Origin of the sequence: Brevundimonas denitrificans (assembly GCF_030160755.1) — a bacterium.
In the GTDB taxonomy this organism is placed as follows: domain Bacteria; phylum Pseudomonadota; class Alphaproteobacteria; order Caulobacterales; family Caulobacteraceae; genus Brevundimonas; species Brevundimonas denitrificans.
Genome location: NZ_BSOY01000028.1, coordinates 19,036 through 33,879, shown reverse-complemented (window position 1 = coordinate 33,879; position 14,844 = coordinate 19,036). Strand labels below are relative to the sequence as shown.

Below are 14,844 nucleotides of genomic sequence, written 5' to 3'. Positions count from 1 at the left end.
GGTCATCGGCGTGGTCACCGACAACCGGGTCGGCCTCGAGACGGCGGCGTACGGCGCACAGGTCGCGGCCGCCGAGGCCGAGGCCGCGCGGGCCCGGGCCGACCTGTCGCGCATCCAGACCCTGTTCGACAGGGGCATCTATGCCCAGGCCCGGCTCGACCAGGCCCTCGCCGCGTCCCAAGCCGCAAACGCCCAGGTCCGGGCGGCGCGCGCCGTGCGCTCGGCCAGCGCCGAAACCGGGGCCCAGGGCCGGATTCTCGCCCCGGCTTCCGGCCGGGTGCTCACCGCCGACGTGCCCGCTGGCTCGGTGGTCAACGCCGGCCAGTCGGTCGCCACCATCACCGCCGGGCCGCTGGTCCTGAGGCTGGAACTGCCCGAAGCCCAGGGCCGCAACCTGCGCGTCGGCCAGAGCGTCGTCGTTTCGTCCGGAGACCTGCCCGGCGTCAGCGCCGGGACCATCGCCCAGGTCTATCCGGCCTCGAGCGCCGGCCAGACCACCGCGGACATCGCCGTCCCTGGCCTGACCAGCGACCGGGTCGGCCAGCGGGTCACCGTCCAGGTGCCGGTGGGACAACGGCGCGCGCTGGTCATTCCCCGCCGCGTTGTCTCCACCCGCTACGGCATCGACTTCGTGCGCACGGTCGACCGCGCCGGCCGCGTCAGCGAGGCGCCGGTCCAGTTGGGAGGTGCCGTGAGCGGGGACCGGGTCGAAGTGATGTCGGGTCTCGCCGCCGGGGATGTCGTTCTGGTTCCGGAGACGGCCCGATGAACCTCGGCCTGTCCGGACGTCTCACGAAAGCCACGCTCAATTCGCCGTTGACCCCCCTGATGCTGCTGGCGGCGATCGCCGTCGGCCTTATGGCGGTGCTGTCGATCCCCCGCGAGGAGGAGCCGCAGATCAGCGTGCCCATGGTCGACATCATGGTCGCGGCCCCGGGTCTGAGCGCCTCGGACGCGACCGAACTGGCGGCCAAGCCGCTGGAAGCCATCGTCCGCAGCATCGACGGCGTCGAGCACGTCTACACCCAGGTGCAGGACGACCAGGTCATGGTCACCGCCCGCTTCGTGGTCGGATCGGACCCCGACGACGCGGCGGTCCGCGTGCACGAGAAGGTGCGCGCCAACTACGGCTCCATTCCTGTCGGCGTGTCCGAGCCCCGGATCGTCACCCGGGGCATCAATGACGTGCCCGCCGTGGTCCTGACCCTGACGCCGCGCGCCGATGCGGCCGGGCGCTGGAGCGACCAGGCCCTGTACGACGTCGCCGCCCGCCTGCGCACCGAGATCGGCAAGGTCGAGGACGTCGGCCTGACCTTCATCGTCGGCGGCCGCCCGTCCGAGATCCGCGTCGAGCCCGATCCGGCCCGCATGGCGGCCCGCGGCGTGGCCCTGTCCTCGGTGCTGGAGACCGTCGCCCAGGCCAATCGCAGCTTCCCCGCCGGCGCCTTCCGCGACCAGGGCCGGGCCGTGTCCCTGCGCTCGGGCGAGCGGCTGGCCACGCCCGACGACGCCTCCCTTCTGACTGTCAGCTCGATCGCGGGCGAGCCCGTCTATCTGCGCGACGTGGCGACCGTGGTGCAGGCCCCGCGCGAGGACCAGGCCCGCGCCGCCCACTACGCCCGCGCCAGCGACGGCTGGAGCCGCACCCCCGCCGTCAGCCTGGCCGTGGCCAAACGCCAGGGCGCCAACGCCGTGGTCGTCTCGCACGGCGTGATGGAGCGGGTCGAAGCCCTGAAGGGCACGCTGATCCCGGACGGCCTCGAGGTCGTGGTCACCCGCGATTACGGCGAGACCGCCAATGAAAAGGCCAATGAGCTGCTCATGCACCTGGGTCTGGCGACGATCTCCATCGTCATCCTGATCGGCTTCGCCATCGGCTGGCGCGAGGCGGGCGTGACGGCGGTCGTGATCCCCACGACCATCCTGCTGACCCTCTTCGCCTCCAACCTGATGGGCTACACCATCAACCGCGTCAGCCTGTTCGCCCTGATCTTCTCGATCGGCATTCTCGTCGACGACGCCATCGTCATGATCGAGAACATCGCCCGGCACTGGGCCATGGACGACGGCCGCAGCCGCGCCCAGGCCACAGTCGAGGCCGTGGCCGAGGTCGGCAATCCGACCGTGGTCGCCACCCTGACCGTCGTCGCCGCCCTGCTGCCCATGCTGTTCGTCTCGGGCCTGATGGGCCCCTATATGGCCCCGATCCCGGTCAACGCCTCGGCGGCCATGGTCTTCTCCTTCTTCGTCGCCGTGGTCATCGCGCCGTGGTTGATGATCCGCCTGGCCCGAAAGACCCTCGCCGGCGGCCACGGTCATGAGCACGGCGAGGGGATGCTGGGCCGCCTCTATCGCAGGGTGGCCACGCCGGTGATCCGCTCGCGCCGCAGCGCCTGGACCTTCCTCATCGTGGTCGGCGTCGCCACCTTGCTGTCCATGTCGATGTTCGGCTTCCGGGCGGTGCCGGTGAAGCTGCTGCCGTTCGACAACAAGTCCGAGCTTCAAGTGGTGCTGGACATGCCCGAGGGGACCAGTCTCGAGACCACCGAACGCACCCTGGCCGGGGCGGCGGCCGTGGCGGGAAGCCTGCCCGAGGTGGAATCGCTGGAGAGCTACGCCGGGACCGCGGCGCCGTTCAACTTCAACGGCCTGGTGCGTCACTATTTCCTGCGCGCGGGCGCCGAACAGGGCGATCTGGCGGTGATGCTGGCCCCCAAAGGCGAGCGCGACCGCAGCAGCCACGCCATCGCCCTCGACCTGCGCCGGCGTCTGGCCGACCTGCCGCTACCCGCGGGGTCGTCGATCAAGGTGGTCGAGGCTCCGCCCGGGCCACCGGTGCTGGCGACCCTGCTGGCCGAGGTCTACGGCCCCGATCCCGCGACCCGCCGCGCCGTGGCCGCCGAGCTGGAGACCCTGTTCCGGACTGAGCCCTCGGTGGTCGACGTCGACAACAGCTTCGGCGTGCGCCGGCCGGTCCTGCGCCTGATCCCCGACCGCGAGAAGATCGAGCGCTTCGGCCTGTCCGAGCGCGAGGTGCATGACTCCATCGCCGCCGTCATGGGCGGGCAGGTGCTCGGCTACGCCGTGCGCGACGACGAGCGGACCCCGGTCGAGATCGCCGTGCGCCTGCCCCAGTCGGCCCGGACCTGGAACGAGCAGATGGCGGTCATGCCCGTGGCCGTGACCACGATCGACGGCGGCCGGCGGCTGGTCGAACTGGGCGAGGTCGTCGAGGCCCGGCACGAGCTGGCGAGCTGGCCCGTCTACCGCCGCGACGGCCGCGCCGCCGAGATGGTCACCGCCGAACTGGCCGGCCAGTTCGAGGCCCCGATCTACGGCATCCTCGCCATCGACGCCGCCATCAAGGCGCATGACTGGAAGGGCCTGCCGCGCCCGGAGGTCCGGCTCAACGGCCAGCCGACCGACGAGACCGTCCCCACCGTCCTGTGGGACGGCGAATGGGAGATCACCTGGGTCACCTTCCGCGACATGGGCGCCGCCTTCGGCGTGGCCCTGCTGGGGATCTATGTTCTGGTCGTCGCCCAGTTCAAGGATTTCCGCATCCCGCTGGTGATCCTGACGCCCATCCCCCTGACCCTGATCGGCATCGTCATCGGGCACATGCTGTTCGGCGCGCCGTTCACCGCGACCTCGATGATCGGCTTCATCGCCCTGGCGGGAATCATCGTGCGAAACTCGATCCTCCTGGTCGACTTCATCCGCCACGCCCGAACACCGGGACGACCCCTGCGCGAAGTGCTGCTGGAGGCGGGCGCCATCCGCTTCAAGCCGATCCTGCTGACCGCCCTGGCGGCCATGATCGGCGCCGCGGTCATCCTGTTCGACCCGATCTTCCAGGGATTGGCGATTTCCCTGCTGTTCGGTCTGATTTCCTCGACTATTCTGACGGTGCTGGTGATCCCTGCGATCTATATCGCGTTGAAGGACGACGGCCGCCCCATGGTCGCGCCCGCACCCGCGCCAGAGACGCCATGACCGACGCCTTGCCCTTGCCGAACGCCGCCGCCCTCGCCGAGCTTGAGGCCAGCGCCGCTCCCGCCGCGCAGCTGTTACGACTGTTCGCCAATGAGCAGCGGCTGATGCTGATGTGCAGGCTCAGCGAAAGTGAATGCGCGGTCGGCGAGTTGGCCGGCTATGCGGGCCTGTCGCAGTCAGCCTGTTCCCAGCATCTCGCCCGCCTGCGCGACGCCGGCGTCATCGCTCCGCGGCGCGACGCCCAGACGATCTACTACGGCATCTCCGATCCGGCGGCGGCCCGCCTCATCGCCCTGCTCTGCGAGATCTTCCGCGACAGACCCAAGGACCAGACCTCATGACCTATTTCCATGCCCGCACGATTGAAGGCGACTTCGAAACCGTCCTGGATCGCACCCGCGCGTCGCTACAGGAGCAAGGCTTCGGCGTCCTCACCGAGATCGACGTCCAGGCCACGCTGAAGGCGAAGATCGGCGAGGATTTCCGCCCTTACCGCATCCTCGGCGCCTGCAACCCGGTCATGGCCCATGAGGCCCTCAAGATGGAGCCTCACGTCGGCGTCATGCTGCCCTGCAATGTCGTGGTCCAGCAGGTCGAAGACGGCGTCGAGGTCTTCGCCGTCGATCCCGCCGCCTCGATGGCGGCGATCGAGAATACAGAATTGCTGCAACATGCCCGGATGGTGGGCGAACGGCTGAACGCAGCCATCGACAGGATCTGATCGCCGGCCCGGTTCGGCAGCAATCTAGACCACTGTACCAAACAGCCGGCCGATGCCTGCGGTCGCGACCATGGCGATCACGCCCCAGAATGCGACCCGCAGGACGGAACGGCCCACGTTGGCGCCTCCCGCCAGGGCGCCGAGCGCGCCCAGTCCCATCAGTGCGGCCAAGGCCATTGCTCCGACCCAGATGATCAAGCCCGAGAGCGGCGCGACGGTCACCAGAAGCAGGGCCGGAAGGGCGCCGAGTGCGAACGTCAGGGCGGAGGTCAGCGCCGCCTGCACCGGTCGCGCCGTCGTAATCTCGGAGATGCCGAGCTCGTCCCGCGCATGAGCGCCGAGCGCATCCTTCGCCATCAACTGTATCGCCACCTGCCGCGACAGGCCCGGGTCGACGCCGCGCGCCGCATAGATGCCGGCCAACTCGGTCACCTCGGCTTCGCGGTCCCCCGCCAGCTCGGCCGTCTCGCGGGCCAGGTCAGCCCTTTCGGTATCCGACTGGGAGCTGACGGAGACATATTCCCCCGCCGCCATCGACATCGCCCCGGCGACGAGGCCGGCGACGCCGGCGATCAGGATTTCGCCCCGCGTCGCCTCGGCCGCCGCAACGCCGATGACCAGGCTGGCGGTCGACACCAGCCCGTCGTTGGCGCCCAGAACGGCGGCGCGCAGCCAGCCGATACGGGAGACCAGATGGCGTTCGGGATGTAGCGCGAGACGACTCATACGACGACTCCAGACCAGTGGCGCAGACTACACCGGCGGGACGCGATCCTCTTCATCAGGGGAGGCCCCGCGCCATGCGGGAGAGTTTCCCCCGGGCAGGGGTCGGCGGAGGAGGGGCGCGGCGTCGAAGAGGCCCATCCGCCGGGAACATTGGCCTGCCTCCAACCGGCACCAGGAAGGTCAGCAGGAAGGCGATGATCATCAGCCCAACCGGGAGGGTGTCGTCGGACATTGCGAGGCTCCTTTGCGGTCCCAACAGACCGCCATCGGCAGGAGGGCGCATTGATCCGCATCAACGACGGCCCGGCGAGGTTCGGGCTGGTCGAACGGGACGCTTCAATCCGTTTCCGGGGCTGTCACGGGTGACGCCCGCTTCCAGTCAGATCGGCTTCGCCGCCGGGTCGGCGTCCTGAGCCTCGGTCCGGAGGCGCTGACGAAACTCGTGGAGGCGGGCGCGGTAGCCCTCGGCGTCGCCATATTCGAGGAACTGGTAGTAGCGCAGGTGCGGATCGGTGACGGCGAAGGCGTGCTTGATAGGGCACCAGTATTGTTCGGTGCGGCTCGATATCTCGCGAACATAGGCGACGACGCCGTTGGCGTACTCGCAGTAGAAGCAGTTCAACACTTCGATCGCATTCAGGTAACCCAGCCTGTCACGATCCATGACGATGTAGCGGGACCGGCGGACGCGCGGGATCCGGTAGGCCCGGAAGCAGACCGCCTGATAGAGAGAGGCCCAGGCATCGATCAGCAGAACCGGAATGATCAGGGAATAGATCAGAGGAGCGGTGATGACGGTGGCGAAGTCCGAGCGGGCCATGAAAGCGCGGGCGCCGAGCCGCAGTCGGCGATGGCGCTGGGTGATGCCGTGCTCGAATTCGAGCAGCCCTTCGTTCAACCGCCAGCCAAGGTCCGCCCGGCGCCGCTCGATCTCGCGGTCGAGTTCGCCCTGCAGCCGGACGATCTCGTCCGCCAATTGCTCGATGCGTCGGGGCATGCTGATTCCTCTTCGGCCTGTCCCGTCACGCATGGCAGGCTGATCGACCGACCGGCGTGACATGGATCAAGGTCGCGTTATCCGGCGCGGTGGTAGGGTCGGCCGGTCGGACCCAGGCGCCCGTGGGCGGTCAGCGCATCCTTGATCTCGCTCGGCGGGCCCTCCGGTGATCCCCTTAAGGGGAGCTCCCGAATGTCGCGCGCCGCCCTCCGGGCATATCCCTGTGCTTGCGACAGGGGAGATTTGACATGCCGTCGATTGAGCTACTCAACCACCCGCCCTCTTCCGCTCTGACCAGCACGACCGAGACCTGGGACGGCTCGCTGAGCATGACCTTCGCCCCCGGTGAGGAAATCTATGGCCAGGATGAGTCCGCTGACCTGATCTACCAGCTGGTGAAAGGCTCCATCAGAACGAGTCATCTGCTGCCGGACGGACGCCGGCAGGTCGGCGACTTCTATTACGAGGGCGACGTGTTCGGCGTGGAGACCGGGCCGGAACACAGGTTTTCGGCGGAAGCCCTGACGACCTGCGAGGTGTTGATGGTGAAGCGGTCAGGATCAGCCGCCTTCGCACCCGGGCGGGTCCAGCAACTTGTGTGGGCCGCGACTGCCACGGAACTGGCTCGGGCTCAGGTGCACATGCTTCTGCTCGGGCGCGCCACCGCCTGTGAACGGGTGGCCCGCTTCCTTCTCGATATCGCCGACCGCTTCCGCGAAGAACTCGTGACCCTGCCGATGAGCCGCCAGGACATGGCCGACTACCTGGGTCTCACCATCGAGACGGTCTCGCGGATGCTCGGACGCCTGCAGGCTGACGGCGTGGTCGAGTTCGCCGGCTGCAGACATTTCCGCATCCGGCATCGCGGCAGCCTGAAGAGACTCGCCGCCGCCTGACGAATTGATCGTGGTCAACGACAACGCCTGGCCGATGCCCGCTGATGGGCCCGGAGGAAAATCCGAATGTCATCCAACCCATCTCTCGCCCTTGTCGCCGCCCTGGGCGCCGCCCTCGCCCTGTCCGCCTGCGCCACCGCCACGCCCTACCATGCGGCGTCGTTGACGGACCCCGGCCACGCGGACGGCTATCGTGAAGTTCGGGTGGAGCCGGAGCGCTGGCGTGTCGCCTTCGCCGGCAACAGCCTGACCTCACGCGAGACGGTCGAGACCTATCTGCTGTACCGCGCCGCCGAGCTGACACGGCAGAACGGCTATGACTGGTTCCTGGCGGTCGAGCGCGACACCGAGGAGCATGTCACCCTGGTGGTTCGTGAGCCGATCGGCGTCTGGGGCCCCGGCTGGGAGCCCCACTGGCGCTACGCCTATGGCCTTCACTCCGGGTGGCGGACATGGGATCGTCACGGTCTGGATCCTGTATTCGACGTCCGGCAGGTCACCGACTACGAGGCCGTCGCCGAGGTGGTGATGCGCCGCGGGACAAGGCCCGCCGACGATGCGCGCGCCTTCGATGCGCGAGAGGTCCTGGCGTCGCTTGAAAATCGCATTATCCGCCCGGAGGACTGACGCATGAATCGTCTGTCCGGCAAGGTCGCCGTCATCACCGGCGCGGCGTTGGGCCTTGGGCGCGGAACCGCCATTCGCATGGCGGAAGAAGGCGCTTCCGTTGCGCTTCTGGACGTCCTCGACGCCGAGGGACTTGAGCTGGTCGAGATGCTCCGTGGGCAGGGTCTGTCCGCCGCCCACTGGCATTGCGACGTGTCCACCGAACGTGAAGTCCAGGCGGTGATGCAAAAGGTCGTCGAGCATTTCGGCCGGCTCGATATCCTCGTCAACAACGCCGGCGTGGCCGGGGTCAACAAGCCGACGCACGAAATCACTGAGGCCGAGTGGGACTGGGTCCAGGCGATCAACGTCAAGGGCGTCTTCTTCTGCACCAAGCACGCCATCCCCCACCTGAAGCGGGCGGGCGGTGGATCGATCATCAACCTGTCGTCGATCTACGGCCTCGTCGGGGGACCCGACGTGCCGCCGTATCACGCCTCGAAGGGGGCGGTGCGGCTGATGTCCAAGACCGACGCCCTGATCTATGCGGCCGACAGGATTCGGGTGAACTCGATCCATCCGGGCTTCATCTGGACGCCGATGGTGGAAAACCATCTTTCGAGCCAGGGCGATCTGGAAGAAGGCCGCAAGGCGACGGCCGCCTTGCATCCCCTCGGCCATATCGGAGAGCCGGATGACATCGCCTGGGGCGCCGTCTACCTCGCGTCTGACGAGGCGAAATTCGTCACCGGCTCCGAACTCGTCATCGACGGCGGCTACACCGCCCGATAATCCCTATTCCCGGGCCGGCAGGGAGAGCGCCAGCCTGCGCCAGGCGTCGGCGCCGTCCTCCGCGAACTGGATCAGCTCCATGTCGCCGGGACTGACGAAGCCGTTCGCCAGCAGGACCTCGAAGCGGATCAGGTCCGTCCAGTAGGCCTTGTCGACCAGAATGACCGGCACCGGTCTCATCTTGCCGGTCTGGCGCAGCGTCAGGATCTCGAACAGCTCGTCCAGGGTCCCGAAGCCGCCTGGAAAGACCACAAGGGCATTGGCGCGCATCGCCAGATGCATCTTGCGCATGGCGAAGTAGTGAAAGCGGAAGGTCAGGTCCGGGGTCGACCAGGCGTTCGGCTCCTGCTCCTGCGGCAGGCTGATGTTGAAGCCGATCGAGGGCGCGCCGGCGTCCGCCGCGCCGCGGTTGGCCGCAGCCATGATCCCGGGCCCGCCGCCCGTGGCGATGACGTTCCGTCTCGGCCGACCATCGCCGTCCAGCGCCCCGCCCTCGCGGGAGGCCAGGGCCGCGAACCGGCGAGCTTCGGCGTACCAGCGCGCGTGGTCGCCGGGTCCGTTCTCTGTGACCCTCGAGCTGCCGAAGACGACGATCGTCGAGGTCACGCCCCAGGCGCGAAGGGCTTCATCCGCCTTGGCGAACTCCATCAGGAACCGCACGCCCCGCATGGAGTCGCCGAGGAGGAAGGCCGCGTCGGCGACGGGCAACAGGTACGCCGGGCTGGCGGTTTGCGCAGTTGACGCAACGACGGGATCTGTCATCGCTCCGGCTCCAGGGCCCTGCTCAGCCTCTCGACCAGCCGGGCTCGCGCCGCGTCGTTCGGGAGCGCCTGGAGCCTCTCGTTCAGAGCCACGAGGAAGGCCGAGCGATCATTGTGCCAATCCGGCCGGGTGGCCTGTCCGGGAGCCAGCCGCGCACCCGTGGAGGGCAGCGGCTCAGCCGACGTTCGGGTCAGGAGGTAGGACTGGTCCAGCAAGGCGGTGACCGGCCTGTATCCCTCTTCGACCAGCCGCGTCGTCATGGCCGCCAGGGCGCCCGGTTCGCCATGGTCGAGCAACACCGTCCCTCCGACGGGACTTCTCGCCTTGAGCCAGGCCACCAGATCGGTCGCATCGCCATGGCCGGAGTAGCAGTCAAGATTGCGAATTCGCGCCCCGACCCGGACCTCCTCGCCCTGGATGCGGACGGCGGAGCGACCCTCGACCAGCATGCGGCCCAGGGTGCCGGCGACCATGAAGCCGGTCATCAGGACGGTCACCTCCTTGCGCCAGAGCAGGCGTTTGAGGTGGCGGCGGATCCGTCCGGCGTCGCACATGCCGCTGCCGGCCAGGATGATGTGCCATCCGCTGAGCCGCTCGAGCCGATCGCTTTCCTGGGGGCGGATCAGGTGGTGCAGACGTGTGGCTTGCCGAAGCGGCTCGAACGGGTTCTCGCCAGTGTCCGGGTTCCACCCGCGTCGCAGAAAGACCTCCGTCGCTTCGATGGCGAGCGGTGAGTCGAGGAAGATGTCAGTGGCCAGCTCCGGCTCCGCCTCCATCACCGCCAACAGGTCGAGGATCAGTTCCTGGGCGCGCCCCACCGCGAAGGTCGGCAACAGCAGAGGTCCCCCCGCCGCCCGCGCCTGGCGCAATTCCTCTGCAAGCGCGCGGCGCCGGGCGACCAGCTCCAGATCGATGCGCTCGCGATCCCCATAGGTGCTCTCCAGAATCACGTGATCGACGCCGGCGGGACCATCGGGATACGGCAGAAAGGGCTGACGCCCCGAACCGAGATCGCCCGAGAACAACAGGTTCAGGCCCTCGGCCCCTTCGCCGACCTGCACCTGGATAGACGCGGCGCCCAGAAGGTGACCCGCCGGCCACCAGGTCGCCTGCATGCCTCCGATGATCGGCGTCGGCTCGCCGAACTTGACCCGCTCGAACAGCCGCATGGTCTGGTCGACGTCCCGGGAGGTGTAGATTGGCTCCACGGGCCCAAGCCCACGTTGGGCGTTGCGCCGGTTGAGGTGGCGGACCTCGCTTTCCTGGATGCCGGCCGAGTCCGCCAGCATGACCTCGCACAAATCCCGGGAGCCGCGCGTCGTGAAGATGGGCCCCCGAAATCCGGCCTTGACCAGCTTCGGGAGCAATCCCGAATGGTCGATGTGGGCATGGGTCAGCAACACCGCGTCGAGCGAGGCGGGCGAAAATGGGAAAGGTTCGTAGTTGAGCGCCTTGAGGGTCTTCGGTCCCTGGAACATGCCGCAATCGATCAGAATGCGCTTGCCGGCGGCCTCCAGCAGCATGCACGAGCCGGTGACGCACTCGGCGGCGCCGTGAAAGGTCAGCCTGGCGGTCATGTCAGTGCGCCAGCAGAAGACTGGGGCCGTCCTTTCGGTTCAGGAAGCTTCGCGTGGCTCCGCCGAAGACGGTCTCGCGGAGCCGGGAGTGGCCCCAGGCGCCGGCGACAAGCAGGCCTGCCTGGCTGACTTCCGCCGCGGCGATCAGCGCCGCGCCCTCGTCGTGCCCCTCGACCAGCGTGGCCACGCCCGTCCCGACGCCGTGGAGCCTCAGATAGCCGTTGAGCAGATCAACGTCGGGGTCAGCGGCCCGCTGATCAAGCGTGGTCACGCACTGAAGCACATGGATGGCGCTGGACAGCGCCAGCAGAGGCAGGGCGGCGCGAACGGCCCGGCCGGCCTGCGGGCTTCCGTCCCAGGCGATGGCGACGGGACCCGTCAGGCGATCCGGGTTCCCGCGGGCGATCAGCACCGGTGCGCGGTCGGTCAGCAGAGCCTGGGCCAGCAGTTCTCGTCCAGCCTCGGCCTGCAGACTCTCCTGGGCGAGCACGACCAGATCGGCCAGGGCCGCATGACGCGACAGGGCCAGGGCCGGCCGAAGTCCCCGGTTGAGGACGGACAGCCGGGGCGCGCCCTCGCCGGCGCCGAAGACCACGTCCGCGTTGTCCGCCGCCCGGCGCGCGACCTCTTCGATACGGGACTGCAACTCCCGCTCGGCCGCCGTCACCTCCCCAAGGGCTTGCGGAGAGAGGGTGGCGCCCAGGGCCATGCCGAGGGCGATCATGTCGACGGCGGAGTCGGGATAGGTCGGCACCACCTCCACAACGGCGTCGTGCTGGCCGGCCAGCCAGGCGGCGAAAGCCAGGGCAGTCGGGTCGCCGTCGCCCCCGGAGGCCAGGGCGAGGATGCGTTTCAGGCTCATGGTGTATCTCCCTTTCAGGCCACCGTGGAACAGGTGGGTCGCTGCCGCCTTGATCGGCGTCAAGGCGCTTCGTTGACGGCGGGCGCGACCGCGGACCCTGGTCGGGCGCCTATTGCCCGGCCTCCATGGTTTCCAGGTAGGCGATCAGATCGTCGATCTCGCTGGCGCGGAAGACAAGGGCTGGCATGGCCGGGTGACTCGTCACCAGGCCCTCGGCGAAGGCTTCCTCGAGTTGATCGAGGGGATAGCGACGCACGATCTCCCGGAACGGCGGCGCCTCGGTCATCGGGCTGACGCCGACGCTCTCTGTCGCATGGCAGCCGGCGCAGGCCTGGACGGCGAATTGCCGGCCGCGCACAGCGGCCTGCTCCGTCACATCGGGCCTTGCCAACGGCGGCGCGGCGGCCGGCTCCGGGCTTGCGCAGGAGGCACAGGCCAGGACGATGAGGGCGGCGGCGAGGCGGGGCATGCGCATGATGCGTCTCCAGGTCAGGCTGACTTTGTCGTGCGGGCGGCGGCGGCACGTTGATCCGGATCAAGGCGCGCAGCAACGCAGCGCGGCTTTATTATTTCAGAGATGGAGACCGCCATGACCTACGCCAGCCTGCTCGTCGCCGTTGATGACGGCCCCGAGAGCGACAGCCGCCTCGAACTGGCCTGCGACCTCGCCAACGCCTTCAACGCCCACCTGACCGGTGTTTGCACCGGTTCGATCGCGCCGCCCCTGTATGATCCGCTCGCGGGCGGAGCCATGGTCGGCGAACTGCTGGCTCTCTATCGCGACATGGCGGAGGCCGAGGTGGAGCGCACCCGAACGCGCTTCAGCGAAGTCGTTCGCAACAGGGACGTTACAGCCGACTGGCGAGGTCAAATCGGCTTTCCCGGCGAGGCCTGCTCCCGCGCAGCGCGGGCGGCGGATCTGGTCGTTCTCGGCGGCCGCAACACCCGCGCACCCTACCACGCTCCGGATGTCTCGGACGTTCTGATGGGGTGCGGACGACCGGTGCTGGTGACCCCGCCGACCCGCCTGCGTAACCCTGTAGGCGAACACGCCCTGGTGGCCTGGAAGGACTCCCGGGAAGCCCGCCTCGCACTCGCATCGGCCATTCCGTTGCTGCGACGCGCGCGGGGGGTCACCCTTTACGCGGTCCGCTCAAGCGAAGACGACGAGACTGTCGCGGGCGAGCTCGCCGATGTCGTCCAGTTCCTGGCGCGGCACGGGATCACTGCCGAGCCAGTGATCGCGCTTCGGGGCGAGGCGCCGGTCGGTCGCCAGATCATCGACGAAGCCCTCGCCCGAAGCGCGGGCCTGATCGTGTCCGGAGGCTATGGTCACGCCCGGTTGCGCGAGTGGGCGCTCGGCGGGGTCACCCGCACCCTGCTGGCCGAGAGCCCTCTCTGCCTGCTGCTCGCCCACTGACGCCGGAGAGATCGCGATGACCAGCGCCCTGCGGCGCCACATCCGGCTTGAACGCGCGCGAGAGCCCGGCGCCCAGCTTCGAGCCCTGTGAGCCGATGCGGATCGGCATCATCGACGGGCACCCCGACGGGGATCCGGCGCGCTTCTGCCACGCCTTGGCGGACGCCTATGCGGACGGCGCCCGACAGGGCGGGCATGAGGTCCGATCGCTGCGCCTGGCGGATCTGGATTTCCCGATCCTGCTGGATCGCGTCAGCTGGGAGGCGCCGCACGCCTGCCCCGACCTCACGGACGCCCAGGATCTGGTCGCCTGGGCGGAACACCTGATTATCGTGCACCCCCTCTGGCTAGGCACACAGCCGGCGCGTCTCAAGGCGCTGTTTGAGCAGATGTTTCGTCCCGGTTTCGCCTTCAAGGCCGGCCGTGCCATGACCGGCCGTCTCACCGGCCGCTCCGCGCGCATCATCGTGACCATGGGCATGCCGGCGCTGGTCTATCGGTTATGGTTCGGGGCGCATGGACTCAATGCGCTGAAAAGAAACGTTCTTGCCTTCGTGGGCATTCGACCCATCCGCGAGACCCTGATCGGCAACATCGAGGGCCTGACGCTGGAGGGACGCAGAGCCTGGCTTTCTTCAGTCAAGGCCCTCGGCGCGCGCGGGCGCTGAACTCTGGCCACGGATCGGCGGCCCCGAGAGTCCCCGATGGGCGGGTCAGCTCACGCCGCGTGTTCCGGGGCCTTCAGTCGGCGGAAAGCCATCAGGTCGTCCACCCACGCCCTGTCCTCAAGGACGTGCACCAGAACCTGCCGGATCATCGGCTGCAGCCGCTCCACCTGTTCCGGGTCCAGCACGCCTGCGATCCGGTCATTGAAGCGGGTTACGTCCAGCATGGCGCGCTGGAACATCCCCTGCCCCTTGCCGGTCAGGATCAGATGCACCTGCCGCCGATCAACAGGGTCGCGATCGCGCTGGACCAGTCCATCCTCGACCATGCGGTCGACGGTCCGGGTCAGGGTCGTGCGGTCTGTGGCGCAGAACGCCGCAACCTCTCCCATCGTGGCCTTGTCCAGCCGGTGCAAGGTGGCCAGAACTTGCCACTGACTGAGAGTCAGCCCCATGCGGGCCAGTTCACGACCCAGAGCAGTCTCGCGCTGTCGGACCAGATGATGCAGCAGGAAGAACAGGTGGCCCGCCGTCAGCGGCTCTAACGCGCCCGACGCCTCCCCTGCGCTTCCATCCGAATCCCCGCCCGCCATATCGATGCAGCCCCCAACCCTGCAACCAGTCCAAACAGGTTCGCGCGCTCCGTGCAACGCAGGGCGCATCGACCGATGACAGCACTCGACGAATAATCGCCGGGACATACTGGTTAGGACCACAGACGCGGTCTAGAACAAACACTCGAGCTTCTGTTGCGTGCGTAGGGCGAGCGGTCCTGTGTAGACGAGGACAGTTCTTCCCGGCCAGGCTCCAGAGCGGGGGAAGAG

The 14,844-nt window shown here is 68.4% G+C and carries 16 protein-coding genes; 9 read left to right on the top strand and 7 right to left on the bottom strand.

Translation table 11 applies throughout. The features are described 5' to 3' along the window. The 4 genes from QQJ79_RS07875 to QQJ79_RS07860 form a co-directional block, all read left to right on the top strand. A partial coding sequence (locus tag QQJ79_RS07875) for an efflux RND transporter periplasmic adaptor subunit (protein WP_284222377.1) occupies positions 1-769 on the top strand: 769 nt, incomplete at its 5' end. Beyond that, positions 766-3,996 carry an efflux RND transporter permease subunit gene (locus QQJ79_RS07870; protein WP_284222376.1) on the top strand — a complete coding sequence of 1,077 codons (3,231 nt, stop codon included), beginning with the start codon at positions 766-768 and terminating at the stop codon, positions 3,994-3,996. The genes QQJ79_RS07875 and QQJ79_RS07870, both read left to right, overlap by 4 nt. Then, positions 3,993-4,337 carry an ArsR/SmtB family transcription factor gene (locus QQJ79_RS07865; RefSeq protein ID WP_284222375.1) on the top strand — a complete coding sequence of 115 codons (345 nt, stop codon included), beginning with the start codon at positions 3,993-3,995 and terminating at the stop codon, positions 4,335-4,337. The genes QQJ79_RS07870 and QQJ79_RS07865 overlap by 4 nt, the downstream gene beginning before the upstream one ends. Beyond that, the gene (locus QQJ79_RS07860) at positions 4,334-4,717 is read left to right on the top strand and encodes a DUF302 domain-containing protein (RefSeq protein WP_284222374.1); all 384 of its coding nucleotides are present in this window, start codon (positions 4,334-4,336) and stop codon (positions 4,715-4,717) included. The genes QQJ79_RS07865 and QQJ79_RS07860 overlap by 4 nt, the downstream gene beginning before the upstream one ends. A gap of 24 nt (positions 4,718-4,741) precedes the next feature. Here QQJ79_RS07860 and QQJ79_RS07855 read toward each other — a convergent pair whose 3' ends face one another. Together QQJ79_RS07855 and QQJ79_RS07850 are read right to left on the bottom strand one after the other, a co-directional pair. Then, the gene (locus QQJ79_RS07855; RefSeq protein WP_284222373.1) at positions 4,742-5,443 is read right to left on the bottom strand and encodes a VIT1/CCC1 transporter family protein; all 702 of its coding nucleotides are present in this window, start codon (positions 5,441-5,443) and stop codon (positions 4,742-4,744) included. Positions 5,444-5,822: 379 nt separating this feature from the next. After that, entirely contained in the window at positions 5,823-6,440 is a 618-nt protein-coding gene (locus tag QQJ79_RS07850) for a hypothetical protein (protein WP_284222372.1), read from the bottom strand. A 248-nt stretch (positions 6,441-6,688) separates the two neighbouring features. Between QQJ79_RS07850 and QQJ79_RS07845 the strand changes: the two genes are divergently transcribed. The 3 genes from QQJ79_RS07845 to QQJ79_RS07835 all read left to right on the top strand — a co-directional run bounded on the left by QQJ79_RS07845 (position 6,689) and on the right by QQJ79_RS07835 (position 8,734). Next, complete coding sequence (locus tag QQJ79_RS07845) at positions 6,689-7,336, top strand: helix-turn-helix domain-containing protein (RefSeq protein ID WP_284222371.1); 648 nt, start codon at positions 6,689-6,691, stop codon at positions 7,334-7,336. Positions 7,337-7,402: 66 nt separating this feature from the next. Then, a complete protein-coding gene (locus QQJ79_RS07840) occupies positions 7,403-7,963 on the top strand; it encodes a CC0125/CC1285 family lipoprotein (protein WP_284222370.1) in 561 nt (186 codons plus the stop codon). A 3-nt stretch (positions 7,964-7,966) separates the two neighbouring features. Beyond that, positions 7,967-8,734 carry an SDR family NAD(P)-dependent oxidoreductase gene (locus QQJ79_RS07835; RefSeq protein WP_284222369.1) on the top strand — a complete coding sequence of 256 codons (768 nt, stop codon included), beginning with the start codon at positions 7,967-7,969 and terminating at the stop codon, positions 8,732-8,734. Positions 8,735-8,737: 3 nt separating this feature from the next. Here QQJ79_RS07835 and QQJ79_RS07830 read toward each other — a convergent pair whose 3' ends face one another. The 4 genes from QQJ79_RS07830 to QQJ79_RS07815 form a co-directional block, all read right to left on the bottom strand. After that, positions 8,738-9,496 carry an LOG family protein gene (locus QQJ79_RS07830; RefSeq protein ID WP_284222368.1) on the bottom strand — a complete coding sequence of 253 codons (759 nt, stop codon included), beginning with the start codon at positions 9,494-9,496 and terminating at the stop codon, positions 8,738-8,740. Continuing rightward, positions 9,493-11,073, bottom strand: coding sequence for an MBL fold metallo-hydrolase (locus QQJ79_RS07825; RefSeq protein WP_284222367.1), 1,581 nt, complete (start codon positions 11,071-11,073; stop codon positions 9,493-9,495). The genes QQJ79_RS07830 and QQJ79_RS07825 overlap by 4 nt, the downstream gene beginning before the upstream one ends. Before the next feature lies 1 nt (position 11,074). Next, the gene (locus tag QQJ79_RS07820; protein ID WP_284222366.1) at positions 11,075-11,935 is read right to left on the bottom strand and encodes a universal stress protein; all 861 of its coding nucleotides are present in this window, start codon (positions 11,933-11,935) and stop codon (positions 11,075-11,077) included. A 109-nt stretch (positions 11,936-12,044) separates the two neighbouring features. Next, positions 12,045-12,410, bottom strand: coding sequence for a c-type cytochrome (locus QQJ79_RS07815; RefSeq protein ID WP_284222365.1), 366 nt, complete (start codon positions 12,408-12,410; stop codon positions 12,045-12,047). Positions 12,411-12,524: 114 nt separating this feature from the next. Between QQJ79_RS07815 and QQJ79_RS07810 the strand changes: the two genes are divergently transcribed. Continuing rightward, the gene (locus tag QQJ79_RS07810; RefSeq protein ID WP_284222364.1) at positions 12,525-13,355 is read left to right on the top strand and encodes a universal stress protein; all 831 of its coding nucleotides are present in this window, start codon (positions 12,525-12,527) and stop codon (positions 13,353-13,355) included. Between the two features lie 95 nt (positions 13,356-13,450). After that, positions 13,451-14,023: an NAD(P)H-dependent oxidoreductase gene (locus tag QQJ79_RS07805; protein WP_284222363.1), complete on the top strand. Its 573-nt coding sequence runs from the start codon at positions 13,451-13,453 to the stop codon at positions 14,021-14,023. Positions 14,024-14,073: 50 nt separating this feature from the next. On the opposite strand, the gene QQJ79_RS07800 is transcribed toward QQJ79_RS07805, so the two are convergent. Then, a complete protein-coding gene (locus QQJ79_RS07800) occupies positions 14,074-14,613 on the bottom strand; it encodes a MarR family winged helix-turn-helix transcriptional regulator (RefSeq protein WP_284222362.1) in 540 nt (179 codons plus the stop codon). Between the last annotated feature and the right edge of the window lie 231 nt (positions 14,614-14,844).

Coding starts and splice junctions, on each gene's coding strand:
- QQJ79_RS07870 (WP_284222376.1), top strand. CDS start 766: ATGAACCTCGGCCTGTCCGGACGTCTCACGAAAGCCACGCTCAATTCG.
- QQJ79_RS07865 (WP_284222375.1), top strand. CDS start 3,993: ATGACCGACGCCTTGCCCTTGCCGAACGCCGCCGCCCTCGCCGAGCTT.
- QQJ79_RS07860 (WP_284222374.1), top strand. CDS start 4,334: ATGACCTATTTCCATGCCCGCACGATTGAAGGCGACTTCGAAACCGTC.
- QQJ79_RS07855 (WP_284222373.1), bottom strand. CDS start 5,443: ATGAGTCGTCTCGCGCTACATCCCGAACGCCATCTGGTCTCCCGTATC.
- QQJ79_RS07850 (WP_284222372.1), bottom strand. CDS start 6,440: ATGCCCCGACGCATCGAGCAATTGGCGGACGAGATCGTCCGGCTGCAG.
- QQJ79_RS07845 (WP_284222371.1), top strand. CDS start 6,689: ATGCCGTCGATTGAGCTACTCAACCACCCGCCCTCTTCCGCTCTGACC.
- QQJ79_RS07840 (WP_284222370.1), top strand. CDS start 7,403: ATGTCATCCAACCCATCTCTCGCCCTTGTCGCCGCCCTGGGCGCCGCC.
- QQJ79_RS07835 (WP_284222369.1), top strand. CDS start 7,967: ATGAATCGTCTGTCCGGCAAGGTCGCCGTCATCACCGGCGCGGCGTTG.
- QQJ79_RS07830 (WP_284222368.1), bottom strand. CDS start 9,496: ATGACAGATCCCGTCGTTGCGTCAACTGCGCAAACCGCCAGCCCGGCG.
- QQJ79_RS07825 (WP_284222367.1), bottom strand. CDS start 11,073: ATGACCGCCAGGCTGACCTTTCACGGCGCCGCCGAGTGCGTCACCGGC.
- QQJ79_RS07820 (WP_284222366.1), bottom strand. CDS start 11,935: ATGAGCCTGAAACGCATCCTCGCCCTGGCCTCCGGGGGCGACGGCGAC.
- QQJ79_RS07815 (WP_284222365.1), bottom strand. CDS start 12,410: ATGCGCATGCCCCGCCTCGCCGCCGCCCTCATCGTCCTGGCCTGTGCC.
- QQJ79_RS07810 (WP_284222364.1), top strand. CDS start 12,525: ATGACCTACGCCAGCCTGCTCGTCGCCGTTGATGACGGCCCCGAGAGC.
- QQJ79_RS07805 (WP_284222363.1), top strand. CDS start 13,451: ATGCGGATCGGCATCATCGACGGGCACCCCGACGGGGATCCGGCGCGC.
- QQJ79_RS07800 (WP_284222362.1), bottom strand. CDS start 14,613: ATGGCGGGCGGGGATTCGGATGGAAGCGCAGGGGAGGCGTCGGGCGCG.